The following is a 14,111-nucleotide window of genomic DNA, read 5'->3' as shown; positions in this document are numbered from 1 at the left end:
CGACCCGTCGATTTCTGCCGTGCGGATGCCGCGGGAGCGACGTTTTTCGGCGGGTCGCGGTGCTTCGGGGCGCGCGGGGTGCGGCGGCGCGGCGCCCCGTGACGGCGCCCGCTACAGCTTCGCGTCCTGGCGGGGGATCACGACCTGCTTGATGATCAACAGGATCGACGCCGTCACGGGGATCGCCACGAGCGCTCCGAGAAGCCCCAGCAGCGTGCCGCCGACGAGAGCGCCGATGACGACGAGCGCCCCGGGCACCGCGATCGCGCGGCTCATCACGCGCGGGGTCAGGAGGTATGCCTCGATCTGGATGTAGATGAGGTACGCGATCGCGAAGATCAGCGCCGTGAGGGGGTTGGTGAACAGCGCGAGGATGCTGGCGAAGATCCAGTACAGCACCGGACCCACGAGGGGGATGAGCGTGATCGCGAACGCCGCGACCGCCATCAGGGCCGGGAAGGGCAGACCGAGGAAGAGGTGCAGGAAGAACGCCACGAGCGAGTTGAAGAACGCCAGCACCACCATGCCCATGAGATATCCGCCGATCGAGTCGGTGATCTCATCGGTCATCGACCGCACCTTCGGGCGGTAGCGGGCGGGGCTCAGACGGGTGAAGGCGACCTTCATGGTGTCGAGGGATGCCAGGAAGTACAGGCTCAGCACCAGCACGATCAGGATGCCCGAGATCGTCGTCGCGATGGTCGCACCGACCTGCAGGACCCCGCCGCCGATCGCGGCGATGTTCGCGGGGTTGGTGATGAAGGTCTCGAACTCCCCGAGCAGGCTGCCGATCTGGTCGCCGAAGGTGTCTTGCAGCCAGGCGTAGACGTCTGAGGCCTGGAAGGCGTTGATCGTCGAGGGCAGGTCGGAGAAGAACTGGGAGATCTGTCGCACGAGAGTCGGCACGACGAGCGACACGACCCCGACGACGATGACGACGAAGCCTGCGAAGACGATGAGGATCGCCCACCCGCGTCCGAGTCCGCGCCTCTCGAGGAAGCGCACGATCGGGTCGAGACCGAGCGCTGCGAACAGGGCGAAGGCGATGTAGATCAGCACCGTGGAGAGGTTGATGAACGCGACACCGAGCCCGAGGGCGACGAGTCCGCCGAGGGTGAGGAAGAAGCCGATCGCGAACGGATTGTTCACGCTGGTGAAGAGGGTGCGGCGCCGGACGTAGGTCGTTTCGACGGAGGGCTCGGACGCGTCGGTGACAGGGTCGTCCGCAGGCGACGAAGCGGACGGGCGGGCGTCGGTCATGGTCACACTCTAGGGGCGTGCGGCCCGCGACCTCGGCGGCGCTCGGGGCCGCGCGGTATGGTCGTGGATCGGGGAGGGAAAGCCATGACGACCGAAGATCCCACGACCACGCTTCTGCGGTTGCGCGCGAGCATCGACAACGTCGACGCGGCGCTGGTCTTCCTTCTGGCCGAGCGCTTCCGCTGCACGCAGCAGGTGGGTGAGTTGAAGGCCGCGCACGGCATGCCGGCGTCCGACCCCGGACGCGAGGAGCAGCAGATCGCACGCCTGAAGCGACTGGCCCAGGAGGCCGACCTCGATCCCGAGTTCGCCGAGAAGTGGTTCAACTTCGTCGTCGCCGAGGTGATCCGCCACCACACCGCCGCGGGCGCTGTGAGCGAAGGGCGCTGACATGGGCGATCGGCTCGAGATCGGCACCCTCCTCGAGGCAGCCGAACCGACCCCCGCACAGGTGCTCGCGCGAAAGCTCAACCGGCACACCTTCTGGTGCGGGCAGAGCGGGTCGGGCAAGACCTACGCCCTCGGCGTGCTGCTCGAGCGCGTCATCCTGCACACCCGCCTGCCCCTGGTCATCCTGGATCCGAACTCGGATTTCGTCGGCCTCGGCACGGTGCGGGAGGGAGCGGATGACGCGGTGCGCGCCGCCTGGGACGAGCGCGACATCCGGGTGTTCCGCCCGGGGCGGGACCGCCCCGACGCCCTGCAAGCGCGATTCCTCGACATGCCGTGGCGCTCGCGCGCGGCGCTGCTCGAGCTGGATCCGATTCGCGACGCCGAAGACTTCAACGCCCTGCTCAAACTCGAGGAAGAACTCGACGTCGTCCGCCGCGGAAGCCTCGTCGCTCACCTGAGGTCGGGCGACGACCCCGCCCGTCACCGCCTCGCGACCCGGCTCGAGAACCTCGGCCTCGGCGGGTGGGGGCTGTGGGCCTGGCGCGGCCGGAGCGTCACCGACGACATCCGCGAGCAGCCCGACGCGACGGTGCTCGACCTCGGCGGCTTCCCCACGCGGGCCGAGATGCTCGCGGCGGCGCTCGCGGTGCTCGATCACCTGTGGGAGCACCGCGCCGAGCGGGTGGGCCGGTTGATCGTCATCGACGAGGCCCACAATCTCGTGCAGCCGAACCCGATGACCCCGGTGGAGCGAGAGCTCACCGAGCGCATCGTGCAGATCGCGGCCGAAGGCCGAAAATACGGGCTGTGGCTGCTGCTGTCGACGCAGCGGCCCTCGAAGGTGCACCCCAATGCCCTGTCGCAGTGCGACAACCTCGCCCTGATGCGCATGAGCTCGCCGCGCGACCTGGCCGAGCTCGGCGAGGTGTTCGGCTATGCGCCAGCAGCGCTGGTGGAGCGCTCGCCGCTGTTCGCTCAGGGGCAGGCGCTGTTCGCGGGCGGGTTCGTCGAGACGGCCGGGCTCGTGCAGATGGGTGAGCGCCTGACCGTGGAGGGCGGAAGCGACGTGGCGGTGCCGATCCGCTGACGGGATCCGGGGCCGTTGTCAAGGGCGGGAGGGATGTCGCTGGCCCGACGTACTCTCGAACGCATGTCCGACAACACATCCGGCGCCGAGACCCTCGGTGCGACCACGTCCGACGACACCACCAATCCGGCGGAGAAGGATCCGGCCGACTGGGTCACCGGCGACGAACCCATGACCGCTCCGCAGCGCAGCTATCTCGACACTCTGGCCCGCGAGGCGGGGGAAGAGCTCTCGGCCGATCTGACCAAGGCCGAGGCCTCGGAGCACATCGAACGGTTGCAGGAGAAGACGGGCCGCTCGTCGAGCTGACCCGGCGCGCGACGCGCGGGCGGTTGTGCGCCGGTGACATCATCGGAGCGTGAAGGGCTCCGAGCGTTCCGAACTGGATCTTCTTCGTCGGCGCGCGTACGGGCCGGCCGCCGACATCGACGATGACCCGGACGCCCTTCGCCGTCTGAGGGAGCTCGAGCGGCAGACGAAGAGTTCGTCCGCCGCCGCCGCCCGCCCCGAGCCATCCGACGCTCCGCGTGCGTTGCCGTCAGCACGGGACGCGTCGGTGACGTCGGTCGTGCAGGCGGAGGAGCAGGGCCTGTCGGGGGAGGCCCTGTCGGGGCAGGCCCCGTCCCTCGGACCGCAGTCTGAGGGGTCCGTCGCACCGGGCGACGCCACAGCGACCGGGATCGCCGGTTTCGACGAGGGGACGGCTGGGTCTGCGGCCTCGAACGGGGCACCGCGGCATCCGACTCGCTCTTCGCCTCGTCGGCGAGAGTCCTCCCTCATCTGGGTCGGATGGATCGCGTCCCTCGCCGCGGTCGCGGCAGTGACGGCGGTGGTGACCTACGGGCTGGTCCGTCTGGCGCCGGTCGAGTCATCGCACGGCGCGCCCCAGATCGCGGCGCTCGAGCCCGAGTCGACGACGACGATCCCGACCGGGTGGTTCGGAGTGGGAGCCAGTTCCGCCGTGTACGAGTTCTTCGGGCTGACCCTGTTCGAGACGACGACCGGGTTCTACGGCACCGGCGGTGACTGCTTCACTGTCGTCCTGACCGCCGACCTGCCGGAGGATGAGGAGGCCGCTCAGAACGGCTACTCGACGTCCGGCCCCGTGTACTCGGGGTGCCGCGTCGGCGAGTTCCCTGCGACCGTCTCGCTCGCGGTCGACAGCGCGTCCCCTCCCGAGTTGCGGGAGCGATTCCCCGGTGCGGCGTTGCAGTTCGTGAAGGTGGACGACCAGATCGGGGTGTTCCTGGGATCCCTTCCCTCCGACTAGGACGGCGTCCCCTCGTTCGATCGTTCCCCCGTCACCTTCCGCCCTCGTTCGATCGCTCCCCCGTCTCGTTCCGCCCTCGTTCGATCGCTCCCCCGTCTCGTTCCGCCCCGTTCGGATGAGCGACGGGGCAGAACGTGACGGGGGAGCAGAGGGAGGAGGCCTCGCGACGGCCGATCAGGGCGTCGCGCGGCGAAGCGTCGCGAACGCCGCAGCGCCGAGCGCGGCGGCCACGACGAGTCCCCACGCAGCCATGCCGAGGGGTCCCTGCTCGCCGATCCAAGTGAACACCTGGCCCCAGGCGTTCAGCCGGCCGACGATGAACATGGCTCCCACGAGAAGCGCGCCGAGCCCGATGAGGCTGACCGTGAAGACCGTGGGCCCGAAACGCTTGTACACGGTCGCACCGGTGAACCCGAGCGTGAACATCAGCATCGCCACGGTGAAGAAGATGAACGCGGCGCCTAGGGGGCCGCCCTGCCAGATCTCGGCCGAGTAGAAGAAGTAGCCGTTGAGCCCCCAGCCGCCGGTCAGCGTCTCGATCCAGCCGCCGATGACGAAGATCACCGCCAGGCTCGCCGCGCTGAGCGCGGCGATGAGATAGGTGCCGAAGAAGAACTCCCGGCGCGTGACACTCATCGCCTGCGAGAACGGGAACGTCAGAGTCAGCGCCTGCACACCGACGACCGCGAGATACCACAGGGGTGCCTGGGCGCCGCCGCCGTAGAAGTTCCCGGTCACGCCCGACCCGGCGAGGATCCACCAGATCGCGACGGACAGGATAAAGGCGCCGCCGAGGACGAGGAGGGGCACCCAGAGGTAGGTCTGACGGTTGATCAGCTGCATCCGGACGACGCGCAGCGTGCGGTTCATCGGAGTGCTCCTTCTTCGAGTGAGGTGAACGAGCCGCCCTGCTCGGCGGCGTGCTGGGTGGTGCGGACGATGAGCTGCTGCAGCGAGACGGGAGCGATATCCAGTCCGGCGGCGGCCATGCGGGCGCGGTCGTCGGCCGAGAGCCGACCGAGGACGGTGACCGAGGTGGTGCGCCCGAGACTCTGCCGGTGGATGATTTCGCGACCGGCGGTGAAGCTTTCCACCGCCGCGGCGTCGCCGACCACGTTCGTCGCGCGATCGCGGATCTCGTCGGTCTCCTCGTCCATGACGATGCGGCCCCGGTCGATCACCAGCACCCGGCCGAGGAGATTCGACACCTCATCGATGAGATGGCTGGAGAGGATGATCGTGCGGGGGTGCTCGGCGTAGTCGCTGAGCAGACGGTCGTAGAAGATCTGGCGGGCCACCGCGTCGAGACCGAGGTACGGCTCGTCGAAGAAGGTGATCTCGGCGCGTGAGGCCAGGCCGATGATGACGCCGACCGCCGAGAGCTGACCGCGCGAGAGCTTCTTGATCGTCCGGCCCTTGAGCGGTAGCTGGAAGTCGTCGACGAGCTGATCGGCGAGCTCCTGGTCCCAGTGGGGGAAGAAGAGCCGCGCCATCCTCAGTGCGTGACGCGGAGTCGCGTCATCCGGGTACTTCTGGCTCTCTCGCACGAAGCACATGCGCTGCAGCACGCGAGCGTTCTCGTACGGGTGCTCGCCGAACACGCGCACCGTGCCGCTGGTGGCGAAGTTCTGTGCGGTGAGGATCGACATCACGGTCGTCTTGCCGGCGCCGTTGCGGCCGAGGAGGCCGTAGATGGTGTCCTTCTCGATGGAGAAGCTGACGTCGTCGACCGCGACGGTGTCGCGGTAGCGCTTGGTCAGGTGCTCCACCTCGATCACGTGGGTCATCGTGGTGTCCTTTCGGGACTCAGGGTTCGGTGACCGCGGCGCGGTCGTTGATCAGTGCCGTGAGGTCGGCGGGGCCGAGTCCGAGCTTGCGCGCCTCGGCGAGCAGCGGTTCGACGTACCGGTCGGCGAATGCAGTGCGGCGCTCGTCGAGCAGACGCTCGCGTGCGCCGGGAGCGACGAACATGCCGATTCCGCGTCGCTTGTACAAGACGCCCTTGTCGACGAGCATGGTCACTCCTTTGGCAGCGGTGGCGGGGTTGATGCGGTGGAACGCGGCGAGCTCGTTCGTCGACGGCGCCTGGCTCTCTTCGGTGAGGCTGCCGTCGATGATCGCGTCCTCCACGCTTTCGGCGATCTGGAGGAAGAGCGCCCTGCCTTCTTCGACCACGGGGTTCCTTACTGGTTAATTAGTTGACTAACTAACCATGCAACACTCGGGCGGCGCGTGTCAACCTTCGACGCGATGGCCGTCCCCTCGCTGCGGGCCGCCCGCCCCGCTTCGCCTGTCGCGATCTGCCGCGGGGTGGGGCCGTTTGCGCCAGGCGAGCGGGGCGCGTGTACGGCCCGCACCCTTCGCCTGTCACGATCTGCCGCGAGGCGGCGCCCTTTGCGCCAGGCGAGCGGGGCGCGGGCGAGCGCGGTCGTGCCTCCGCCGTCACGATGTGCCCCGATCCCGCGCGCGAAGGGGCAGAACGTGTCGGGGGAGCAGGGTGGCCGAGACGGCGTGAGGCCGAGGGGTCGAGTGGCCTCGACGGCGGAGCGGGCGGTCAGGCGGAGGGCGCGGGCGGTGCTGCGGGAGGCGCGGTCGAAGGGCGTGCGGGGAGCTCCTGCGCGACCTTCTTCTCCAGCACCTCGATCGCATCATCCGACAGCAGAAGGAGGCCGTCGAGCTCCTCGCGCACGCGGCGGTAGGCCAGCTGCCGCTCCGCCGGGGTCGCCGCTTCGTCGATCGCCACCGAGAGGAGCTGCTGCGCGGTGTCGAGGCGCTTGCGCTCCTCGGCGCTGAAGTTCGCGTCTCTGAGCCGGCGCGCGTCGCGCTCGGCCAGGTCGAAGGCGACCTCGTAGTCGGTGACGGCCTCGCGGTACTCCCGCAGCTGGTCGGGGCTGATCCGCGCCGTGGCCGACGGCGGTCGCAGCCGATCGGCGACGCGCTTCGCGCGGAGAAACGCCGCCGTCAGCGGCTGGCGTCCGTCGCTCATCGCGGGGAAGGCGATGAGCTTGGCGACATCCAGTTCGTACTCGAGCCAGCGGGCGGTGACGTCGTCATGGATGGCGAGCAGCTGCGTGAGGGTGGCGTCGGCCGAATCGGATGCCGCGTGGCCCGGGTCGTCGCCCGCGTCACCCGGGGTCGCGGCCCGCGCGCCGACGGCAGGGATCGCACCCGAGCGCAGCTCGGCTTTGGCTCGCATCATCTCCAGCCGCCGCCGGTGCCGGCGCTCCGACGCGCGGTCGAACGACTTGATGGCGCCGCCGATGGCGGCTCCGATCGGGAAGATCAGCCACCAGAACATCCAGATGTTCGACCAGTCCACCCGTCATCCCCACTCGATCGTCATCGGCGCTCCCCGCAGCGCGTCAGTCCTGTGGCCGCCGCGCTCCGCGCGAGGGGACGGGCCACACCGGAGTCCCCGGCGTCTGCGGCGGGCGGGCGTCACGGGCCTCGCGTCCGGCGCTTCCAGCCGGGGGCGAGCCGGCCTGCGGGGCGGCACCCGTCGCATCCGTCCGTCCCCCGGCACGTTCGCGATTGCGTGCGTTCGACTCCGCGACGCGGGCGATCGCCTCGGTCCCGCGTGCGATCACCGTCTGCGCGACCGATTGCGCGAGGTCGACCCAGTGGGGATCATCCTGGCGTGAAGGACCGTTGCCGGCTCCGGCCGCCCGCCACGCCTCGCGCTCCGCGCGCTCGAACAGCTTCCCGAGGTTCTCGACCGACGCACGGTATTGCGCGAACTCGACCGGCGTCATTTTGGTGACGGCGGTGGGAGGACGCAGTCGCCCGGCTTCGGCGCGGGCGGCGAGGTAGGCCGCGGTCGAGGGCTGGCGCACATCGCTCATCGCCGGGAAAGCGATGCGCTTGGCGGGATCGGTCTCGTACTCCAGCCAGCGGCCGTCGATCGCGGTGTGCGCGGCCATTAGCCGAGCGAGCGGCAGGGTGTCGGGGGTCGACTTCGCGCGGGGGATCGTCGCCCGCGCCGCCGACACCTGGATGCGGCGCAGGCGGATCTCGGCGTGTGCGGCACGCACCTCACGCTGGGCCTGCTGCAGCCGCTGCCGGGCGAGAGTCACCTCGGATGCGGGGACACGGTCGGCCGCTCGATCGGCCTGCGCCCGGGCGAGCTCCGCGCGCGCGAGCCGCACCTCGACACGCGAGGCGGTGACGACATCGCGGGCCTCGCGAAGCTCGTGGCGAGCGGCGTGGAGCGCGAGCCGCCGCGAGCCCTTCGCGCGCTGATGGCGCAGCCCGAACCATCCGATGGTTCCAGCGCCGGCTGCCGACGCTCCGATCCACCAGAACTCGGCGATGACCGTGAACGGGTCCACCCGGCCATGCTAGCCACGGTGGCTGGACGCGGGCCACGAGTTCTTCGGCACGCGTGACGCGCGAAGGGGAGGCAGGTGCGCGCGAGCGCGGACGGGGAGAGAGGTTTCTGCGACCCGCGTCAGCCGAAGAGCAGCGACAGCACCGTCGCGCCGCCCCCGACGAGGATGAGCGACAGGATGACGACCCATGCCACCGCCTTGATCCGGCGCTGGCGCGCATCGCTGTACATGGCGAAATCGTCGTCGTCGCTCATCGGCTCTCCGTCCCGGGTCTCACCCAGTCTAGAGAGCGCCCCGTGGCATCCGTTTCCGTCCAGCGCGACCGCGCGACGATAGCCGACCGACAGGCGGCCGTCAACGCCGCGGGCGGATCGCACCCCGCTCGATAGATTTCCCCTCGACGGGGCCGAACCCGGCTCTGCCGACGAAAGGAGTGCGACATGGCGCGCATCATCGAAACCGTCGATGTCGATGTCCCGGTTTCCACGGCCTACAACCAGTGGACCCAGTTCGAGACCTTCCCCGAGTTCCTCAGCTTCGTCCAGTCGATCACCCAGTTGGATGACACCCACAACCACTGGCGCGTGAAGATCGGCACCGTCGAGCGCGAGTTCGACGCCGAGATCACCGAGCAGCACGCCGACGAGCGTGTCGCATGGCGCAGCACCGGGGGCGAGGACCACGCCGGTGTGGTGACCTTCCACAAGCTCAGCGACACCGAGACCCGCGTCACGGTGCAGCTGGACTGGGAGCCGCAGGGCTTCGTCGAGCATGTCGGGGATGCCCTCGGCATCGACGACCGTTCGGTCAAGAAGGACCTGAAGAACTTCAAGACGTTCATCGAGTCGCGCGGCGCCGAAACCGGCGCGTGGCGCGGTGACGTGCAGGCCTGATCCAGGACTGCAGGCGGGGGCCGGAAGAGCCGGGAGCGAGATGCTCCCGGCTCTTCGCCGTTGACCGGCGCGCTATCGCGCGACAGCCTCCGTGACCGTGGCTCCGAACGCGTCGGGCAGTGTGGCGCGGGAGATCATCCCGAGTTCGTCTACCCGCACCGAGAACAGCCCCTGCACCTCCAGCTCGGCCTCGCCCTCGGCGGGCGCATCGGTCACGCCGATGCGCAGCACCGGGTAGCCGCGGCCCTCGCAGAGCCCGCGGAACTTCACGTCATCCTCCCGAGGCACCGACACCAGAACGCGCCCGGTGGACTCGGAGAAGAGAGCGGATGCCGCGTCGACACTGTCTCGCTCCATGATCTCCGTCAGCCACACCCGTGCTCCGACTCCGAACCGCAGCACCGAATCCGCCAGGGCCTGCGCGAGCCCGCCCGTCGACAGATCGTGGGCGCTGGAGACGAGCGACTGCTGAGAGGCCGCGTGCAGCAGCTCCGCGAGGCGCTTCTCCTGAGCGAGGTCGACCGCCGGCGGGCGGCCGCCGAGGTGCTCGTGCACGGTCTCGGCCCATGCCGACCCGCTCAGCTCGGTCGAGGTCACCCCGAGGAGGTAGATGTTCTCCCCGGCGTCCTGCCATCCCGACGGGATGCGGCGGGCGACGTCGTCGATGATGCCGAGCACGCCCACCACGGGGGTGGGGTGGATCGGCTGATCGCCGGTCTGGTTGTAGAACGACACGTTGCCGCCCGTGACCGGGACGCCGAGTTCGAGGCATCCGTCGGCTAGCCCCTCGACCGCACGGGAGAACTGCCACATGACTTCGGGGTTCTCGGGGCTGCCGAAGTTCAGGCAGTCGGTGACCGCGGTCGGCTCGGCTCCGGTGACGGCGACGTTGCGGTACGCCTCGGCGAGGGCGAGCTTTGCGCCCTCATAGGGGTCGAGCTGGCAGTAGCGCCCGTTGCAGTCGGTGGCGATCGCGAACCCGAGGCCGGACTGCTCGTCGACGCGGATCATGCCGGCGTCATCGGGGAACGACAGTGCAGTGTTGCCCATGACGTAGTAGTCGTACTGGTTCGTCACCCACGACGGGTCGGCGAGGTTCGGGCTGCCGACAAGGGCAAGGAACTGTTCGCGCAGGCGCGCGGCGTCGTTGTGGCGGGGAAGGGCTTCGGCGGAGTCGTCCCGCAGGCCGTCGATCCACGTCGGGTAGGCGACGGGGCGCTCGTACACCGGCCCATCGACGGCGACCGTGGAGGGGTCGACGTTGACGATCTCCTCGCCGTGCCAGAAGATCTGCAGGCGCCCGTCGCCGGTGACCTCGCCGAGGACGCTCGTCTCGACATCCCACTTCGTGGTGACCGCGAGGAAGGCGTCGAGCTTCTCGGGGGCGACGATCGCCATCATCCGCTCCTGGCTCTCGCTCATGAGGATCTCCTCGGGCGTGAGCGTGGGGTCGCGCAGCAGCACCTTCTCGAGGTCGACGCGCATGCCCGATCCGCCGTTGGCGGCCAGCTCGCTCGTCGCGCACGAGATGCCGGCGGCGCCGAGGTCTTGGATGGCCTCGACGAGCTCGTCGCGGTAGAGCTCGAGGCAGCACTCGATGAGCACCTTCTCGGCGAAGGGGTCGCCCACCTGCACTGCGGGGCGCTTCGTCGGACCGCTCGCGTCGAAGGAGTCGGAGGCGAGGATGGATGCTCCGCCGATGCCGTCTCCGCCCGTGCGGGCGCCGAACAGCACGACCTTGTTGCCCGCGCCGCTGGCGTTGGCGAGTTTGAGATCCTCGTGGCGGAGGACGCCGACGGCGAGGGCGTTGACGAGGGGGTTCCCCTGGTAGACGCGGTCGAAGACCGTCTCGCCGCCGATGTTCGGCAGTCCCAGGCAGTTGGCGTAGAAGGAGATCCCGCTGACCACGCCGTGGACGACGCGGGCGGTGTCGGGGTCGTCGATCGCGCCGAAACGGAGCTGGTCCATGACAGCGACCGGTCGTGCACCCATCGAGATGATGTCGCGGACGATGCCGCCCACGCCGGTCGCGGCACCCTGGAAGGGTTCGATGTAGCTCGGGTGGTTGTGCGACTCGACCTTGAAGGTGACCGCCCAGCCCTCGCCGATGTCGACCACGCCGGCGTTCTGCCCCATGCCGACCATGAGACGCTTCTTCATCTCGTCGCTGACCTTCTGGCCGAATTGCCGCAGGTAGATCTTGGACGACTTGTAGGAGCAGTGCTCGCTCCACATGACGGAGTACATCGCCAGCTCGCCGCTCGTGGGTCGGCGGCCGAGGATCTCGCGGATGCGCTCGTACTCGTCGGGCTTCAAGCCCAGTGCGGCAAACGGCTGCTCGCGCTCGGGCGTCGCGAGGGCGTTCGAGACGGTGTCTGCCAGGGAGGTGGAGGGGGTGGTCACGCGGCTGAACTCCTGGAGATCGCGGGGCGCCGGACGCGATCAGTCTAGTTGTGCCCCCGACATCCCTTGGGAGCCGTCGGCCGGGGCGTAGGGTCGCCTCAGTGTCAGGGTGACAGTGCCGCTTCGCGGTGGTTGGATCCTGATCACCTGGTGTCTGGCTCTTAGGGTCGCTGCCGCTTTCGGGTTGGCGTTCATGTGTTTTGCCGGCACCGGGTGTGATGGACCGGCCGGCGTGACTTGATAGGAGCGTGGCATCGCCCCCCGACTGAGGTTTGTCCGCCGACCGGCCCAACCTGTCCCATTCGGATGATGTTGGAAGGAGACGATTTCCATGGTGATCGTCATCGGCGCGGATGTCCACAAAGGCACGCACACGTTCGTCGCGGTCGACGCCGTCGGTCGCAAACTCAGCGAGAAGACCGTGAGAGCCACGACCGCAGGTCACGAGGCGGCGTTGCGGTGGGCCAGGCGAGAGCTTCCCGGCGAGCTGCGGTGGGGCATCGAGGATTGCCGCCACCTCTCTGCACGGCTTGAGCGTGAGCTCCTCGCGGCAGGGCAGGACGTGGTGCGCGTGCCGCCGAAGCTGATGGCTCAGGCCCGAGCATCCAGCCGTGAGCGGGGCAAGTCCGACCCGATCGACGCGCTAGCGGTGGCCCGTGCCGTGCTGCGTGAACCCGACCTCCCCGTCGCATCGCACGACGAGTCGACCCGCGAGCTGAAGCTGCTGGTCGACCGCAGGGAAGACCTGGTCAGCGAACGAACCCGCCAGATCAACCGACTCCGCTGGCATCTGCACGAACTGGATCCGGAGTTTGACGTTCCGACCAAAGGATTCGCGATCGGCAAGCAGCGGCGACGGGTCAATGAATGGCTGGACGCCCGTAACGGGCTGGTCGCTGAGCTGGCACGTGACATCCTTATCGACATCGACACGGGCAGCTCCCGCATCGACGAGCTCGAGAAGAGGATCACCGCGCTCGTCCAAGACCGCTACCCGCACCTCCTCGCGATCCCTGGCTGCGGCCCCTTGACCGCCGCGAAGATCGCCGGAGAGACCGCGAACGTCCACCGGTTCCGATCCGAAGCATGCTTCGCGATGAACGCCGGTGTCGCACTCCTCCCGGTCTGGTCAGGGAACACCCGCGGCAGAGTCCGGATGAGCCGCTCAGGAAACCGACAACTCAACGCCGCCCTCCATCGCATCGCGGTCACCCAGATCCGCGTCAACGGCCTCGGTCGCGTCTACTACCGCAAACGCCTCGAAAACGGCGACTCCACCGTCGAAGCCCTCCGCTGCCTCAAACGCCGCCTCTCCCGCGTCGTGTTCCACGCCCTCCACGCCGACCAACAGCCCACCCTGCCCCCCGCGAACCTCCCCCTCGCGGCCTGACACTTGACATAGGAGAAACCCATGCTCATCGTCGGATCGATCGTCATCCGCGTCGACGACATCGAGGCGCAGATCGCGTTCTGGACCCGGGCGCTGGACTACGAGGTGCGAGAGCCGCGCGACCCGGATTTCGCTGTGCTCCGCCCGCGGAGCGGCGAGGGCCCGAACGTGTCGCTCGACGCCGTGCCCGCGCCCCGGGTGCTGCCGCCGAGGATCCACCTCGACCTGTACGCCCAGGATCAGGCGGCGGAGGTTGCGCGGCTGACCGCGCTCGGTGCGCGCGTGGTGCCGTGGGATCGGATGCCGGAGGACGCGGACTTCGTGATCATGGAGGACCCCGAGGGCATCCGGTTCTGCGTCATCGACGCGCGCGATCAGCTCTCCAGCACGAATCCTGCGTGATGCAGCTGGCCGCCGTGGAATTGCCCGAACGCCCAGAAGCCTGAGTCGTCGAGGTACGTGATCCTCTCACCGTCGATCCAGAACCGTCCCGTCCAGGCGTCTCGCCGGCCGCCGCGGGTCTCGCTGTACCGGCCGTCCGCGGTCAGATACTGGGTCATGTCGCGACGTGTGTCGGTCCACGCGGTGAGGCGCGGATCGCCGGGGTTCAGATCGGTGCCCGCCGGCCGAAGCGCGTGACCGTCCCGGACGATCACTGAACCGTCGACGACGACCGCGCGAAGTCGCTCCGGGCGGACGACGAGCATGTGCCGGATCTCGTCGGGCCCGACCCTGCCGTCGATGACGGCGAAGGTCGCCGGGTTCCCCGGGACGAGATCGAACGCGTCCGAGGCGGGTGGCTCAGGTGCGCCGAACACCGTGTCGACGAAGAGCGGCACGACCGAGGCGCCGCGCCCGTCGATGACCGCCGCCGCGTCTGCCGGGGCCTCCCCCGAAGTGATCATCGAGCCGCGGACGACGAGGTCGCCGACGGCGATGTCGGTGGGCGTCCGCTGGATGGTGGCACCGGAGACGATGAGGTCGGTCATCCCAGGGATGCTACGGCTCGCTGCATGCCTTTGCGACGACCGGTGTCGGCAGCGCGGTGTCCAATGGGAATGATTCTCACGACTGTGCGTTATTACGC

The 14,111-nt window shown here is 69.1% G+C and carries 16 protein-coding genes; 7 read left to right on the top strand and 9 right to left on the bottom strand.

Annotated elements, in window-relative coordinates:
- Positions 1-111: 111 nt before the first annotated feature.
- Positions 112-1,260: an AI-2E family transporter gene (locus tag FBY40_RS02370; protein WP_141936131.1), complete on the bottom strand. Its 1,149-nt coding sequence runs from the start codon at positions 1,258-1,260 to the stop codon at positions 112-114.
- 84 nt (positions 1,261-1,344) lie between these two features.
- Between FBY40_RS02370 and FBY40_RS02365 the strand changes: the two genes are divergently transcribed.
- From FBY40_RS02365 to FBY40_RS02350, 4 genes are all read left to right on the top strand, one after another.
- A complete protein-coding gene (locus tag FBY40_RS02365; RefSeq protein ID WP_124292047.1) occupies positions 1,345-1,650 on the top strand; it encodes a chorismate mutase in 306 nt (101 codons plus the stop codon).
- A 1-nt stretch (position 1,651) separates the two neighbouring features.
- Positions 1,652-2,740, top strand: coding sequence for an ATP-binding protein (locus FBY40_RS02360; RefSeq protein ID WP_124292048.1), 1,089 nt, complete (start codon positions 1,652-1,654; stop codon positions 2,738-2,740).
- Between the two features lie 63 nt (positions 2,741-2,803).
- Complete coding sequence (locus FBY40_RS02355; RefSeq protein WP_141936129.1) at positions 2,804-3,049, top strand: DUF3072 domain-containing protein; 246 nt, start codon at positions 2,804-2,806, stop codon at positions 3,047-3,049.
- 49 nt (positions 3,050-3,098) lie between these two features.
- Positions 3,099-4,010 carry a hypothetical protein gene (locus FBY40_RS02350; RefSeq protein WP_141936128.1) on the top strand — a complete coding sequence of 304 codons (912 nt, stop codon included), beginning with the start codon at positions 3,099-3,101 and terminating at the stop codon, positions 4,008-4,010.
- Between the two features lie 174 nt (positions 4,011-4,184).
- On the opposite strand, the gene FBY40_RS02345 is transcribed toward FBY40_RS02350, so the two are convergent.
- The 6 genes from FBY40_RS02345 to FBY40_RS17630 form a co-directional block, all read right to left on the bottom strand.
- A complete protein-coding gene (locus FBY40_RS02345) occupies positions 4,185-4,880 on the bottom strand; it encodes a hypothetical protein (RefSeq protein WP_141936126.1) in 696 nt (231 codons plus the stop codon).
- Positions 4,877-5,797, bottom strand: a complete 921-nt coding sequence (locus FBY40_RS02340; protein WP_141936124.1) for an ABC transporter ATP-binding protein — start codon at positions 5,795-5,797, stop codon at positions 4,877-4,879. The genes FBY40_RS02345 and FBY40_RS02340 overlap by 4 nt, the downstream gene beginning before the upstream one ends.
- A 19-nt stretch (positions 5,798-5,816) precedes the next feature.
- Entirely contained in the window at positions 5,817-6,185 is a 369-nt protein-coding gene (locus FBY40_RS02335; RefSeq protein ID WP_141936122.1) for a GntR family transcriptional regulator, read from the bottom strand.
- A 379-nt stretch (positions 6,186-6,564) separates the two neighbouring features.
- Positions 6,565-7,329, bottom strand: a complete 765-nt coding sequence (locus FBY40_RS02330) for a hypothetical protein (RefSeq protein WP_442922850.1) — start codon at positions 7,327-7,329, stop codon at positions 6,565-6,567.
- A 43-nt stretch (positions 7,330-7,372) separates the two neighbouring features.
- The gene (locus FBY40_RS02325; RefSeq protein ID WP_141936120.1) at positions 7,373-8,338 is read right to left on the bottom strand and encodes a hypothetical protein; all 966 of its coding nucleotides are present in this window, start codon (positions 8,336-8,338) and stop codon (positions 7,373-7,375) included.
- 119 nt (positions 8,339-8,457) lie between these two features.
- Positions 8,458-8,592, bottom strand: a complete 135-nt coding sequence (locus FBY40_RS17630; RefSeq protein ID WP_268815526.1) for a hypothetical protein — start codon at positions 8,590-8,592, stop codon at positions 8,458-8,460.
- A gap of 186 nt (positions 8,593-8,778) precedes the next feature.
- On the opposite strand from FBY40_RS17630, the gene FBY40_RS02320 reads away from it, so the two are divergent.
- Complete coding sequence (locus FBY40_RS02320; protein ID WP_141936119.1) at positions 8,779-9,231, top strand: SRPBCC family protein; 453 nt, start codon at positions 8,779-8,781, stop codon at positions 9,229-9,231.
- Positions 9,232-9,303: 72 nt separating this feature from the next.
- On the opposite strand, the gene purL is transcribed toward FBY40_RS02320, so the two are convergent.
- Entirely contained in the window at positions 9,304-11,634 is a 2,331-nt protein-coding gene (gene purL, locus FBY40_RS02315) for a phosphoribosylformylglycinamidine synthase subunit PurL (protein ID WP_141936116.1), read from the bottom strand.
- Between the two features lie 331 nt (positions 11,635-11,965).
- Between purL and FBY40_RS02310 the strand changes: the two genes are divergently transcribed.
- Both FBY40_RS02310 and FBY40_RS02305 read left to right on the top strand, forming a co-directional pair.
- On the top strand, positions 11,966-13,024 hold the full coding sequence (locus tag FBY40_RS02310; RefSeq protein WP_200829909.1) for an IS110 family transposase: 1,059 nt from the start codon (positions 11,966-11,968) through the stop codon (positions 13,022-13,024).
- A gap of 21 nt (positions 13,025-13,045) precedes the next feature.
- A complete protein-coding gene (locus FBY40_RS02305; RefSeq protein WP_141936114.1) occupies positions 13,046-13,426 on the top strand; it encodes a VOC family protein in 381 nt (126 codons plus the stop codon).
- Here FBY40_RS02305 and FBY40_RS02300 read toward each other — a convergent pair.
- A complete protein-coding gene (locus tag FBY40_RS02300) occupies positions 13,399-14,013 on the bottom strand; it encodes an Atu4866 domain-containing protein (RefSeq protein WP_160141332.1) in 615 nt (204 codons plus the stop codon). The two genes, FBY40_RS02305 and FBY40_RS02300, sit on opposite strands and share 28 nt — an antisense overlap.
- Between the last annotated feature and the right edge of the window lie 98 nt (positions 14,014-14,111).

Origin of the sequence: Microbacterium sp. SLBN-154, assembly GCF_006715565.1 — a bacterium.
Classification (GTDB): domain Bacteria; phylum Actinomycetota; class Actinomycetes; order Actinomycetales; family Microbacteriaceae; genus Microbacterium.
Note: the sequence above shows the minus strand (reverse complement) of the source record. Positions and strands in the feature narration are given on the sequence as shown.

Bases quoted from the DNA above. Each gene is read 5' to 3' on its own strand.
- FBY40_RS02365 (WP_124292047.1), top strand. From the start codon at position 1,345: ATGACGACCGAAGATCCCACGACCACGCTTCTGCGGTTGCGCGCGAGC.
- FBY40_RS02300 (WP_160141332.1), bottom strand. From the start codon at position 14,013: ATGACCGACCTCATCGTCTCCGGTGCCACCATCCAGCGGACGCCCACC.
- FBY40_RS02355 (WP_141936129.1), top strand. From the start codon at position 2,804: ATGTCCGACAACACATCCGGCGCCGAGACCCTCGGTGCGACCACGTCC.
- FBY40_RS02370 (WP_141936131.1), bottom strand. From the start codon at position 1,260: ATGACCGACGCCCGCCCGTCCGCTTCGTCGCCTGCGGACGACCCTGTC.
- FBY40_RS02340 (WP_141936124.1), bottom strand. From the start codon at position 5,797: ATGACCCACGTGATCGAGGTGGAGCACCTGACCAAGCGCTACCGCGAC.
- FBY40_RS02360 (WP_124292048.1), top strand. From the start codon at position 1,652: ATGGGCGATCGGCTCGAGATCGGCACCCTCCTCGAGGCAGCCGAACCG.
- FBY40_RS17630 (WP_268815526.1), bottom strand. From the start codon at position 8,592: ATGAGCGACGACGACGATTTCGCCATGTACAGCGATGCGCGCCAGCGC.
- FBY40_RS02310 (WP_200829909.1), top strand. From the start codon at position 11,966: ATGGTGATCGTCATCGGCGCGGATGTCCACAAAGGCACGCACACGTTC.
- FBY40_RS02305 (WP_141936114.1), top strand. From the start codon at position 13,046: ATGCTCATCGTCGGATCGATCGTCATCCGCGTCGACGACATCGAGGCG.
- FBY40_RS02345 (WP_141936126.1), bottom strand. From the start codon at position 4,880: ATGAACCGCACGCTGCGCGTCGTCCGGATGCAGCTGATCAACCGTCAG.
- FBY40_RS02320 (WP_141936119.1), top strand. From the start codon at position 8,779: ATGGCGCGCATCATCGAAACCGTCGATGTCGATGTCCCGGTTTCCACG.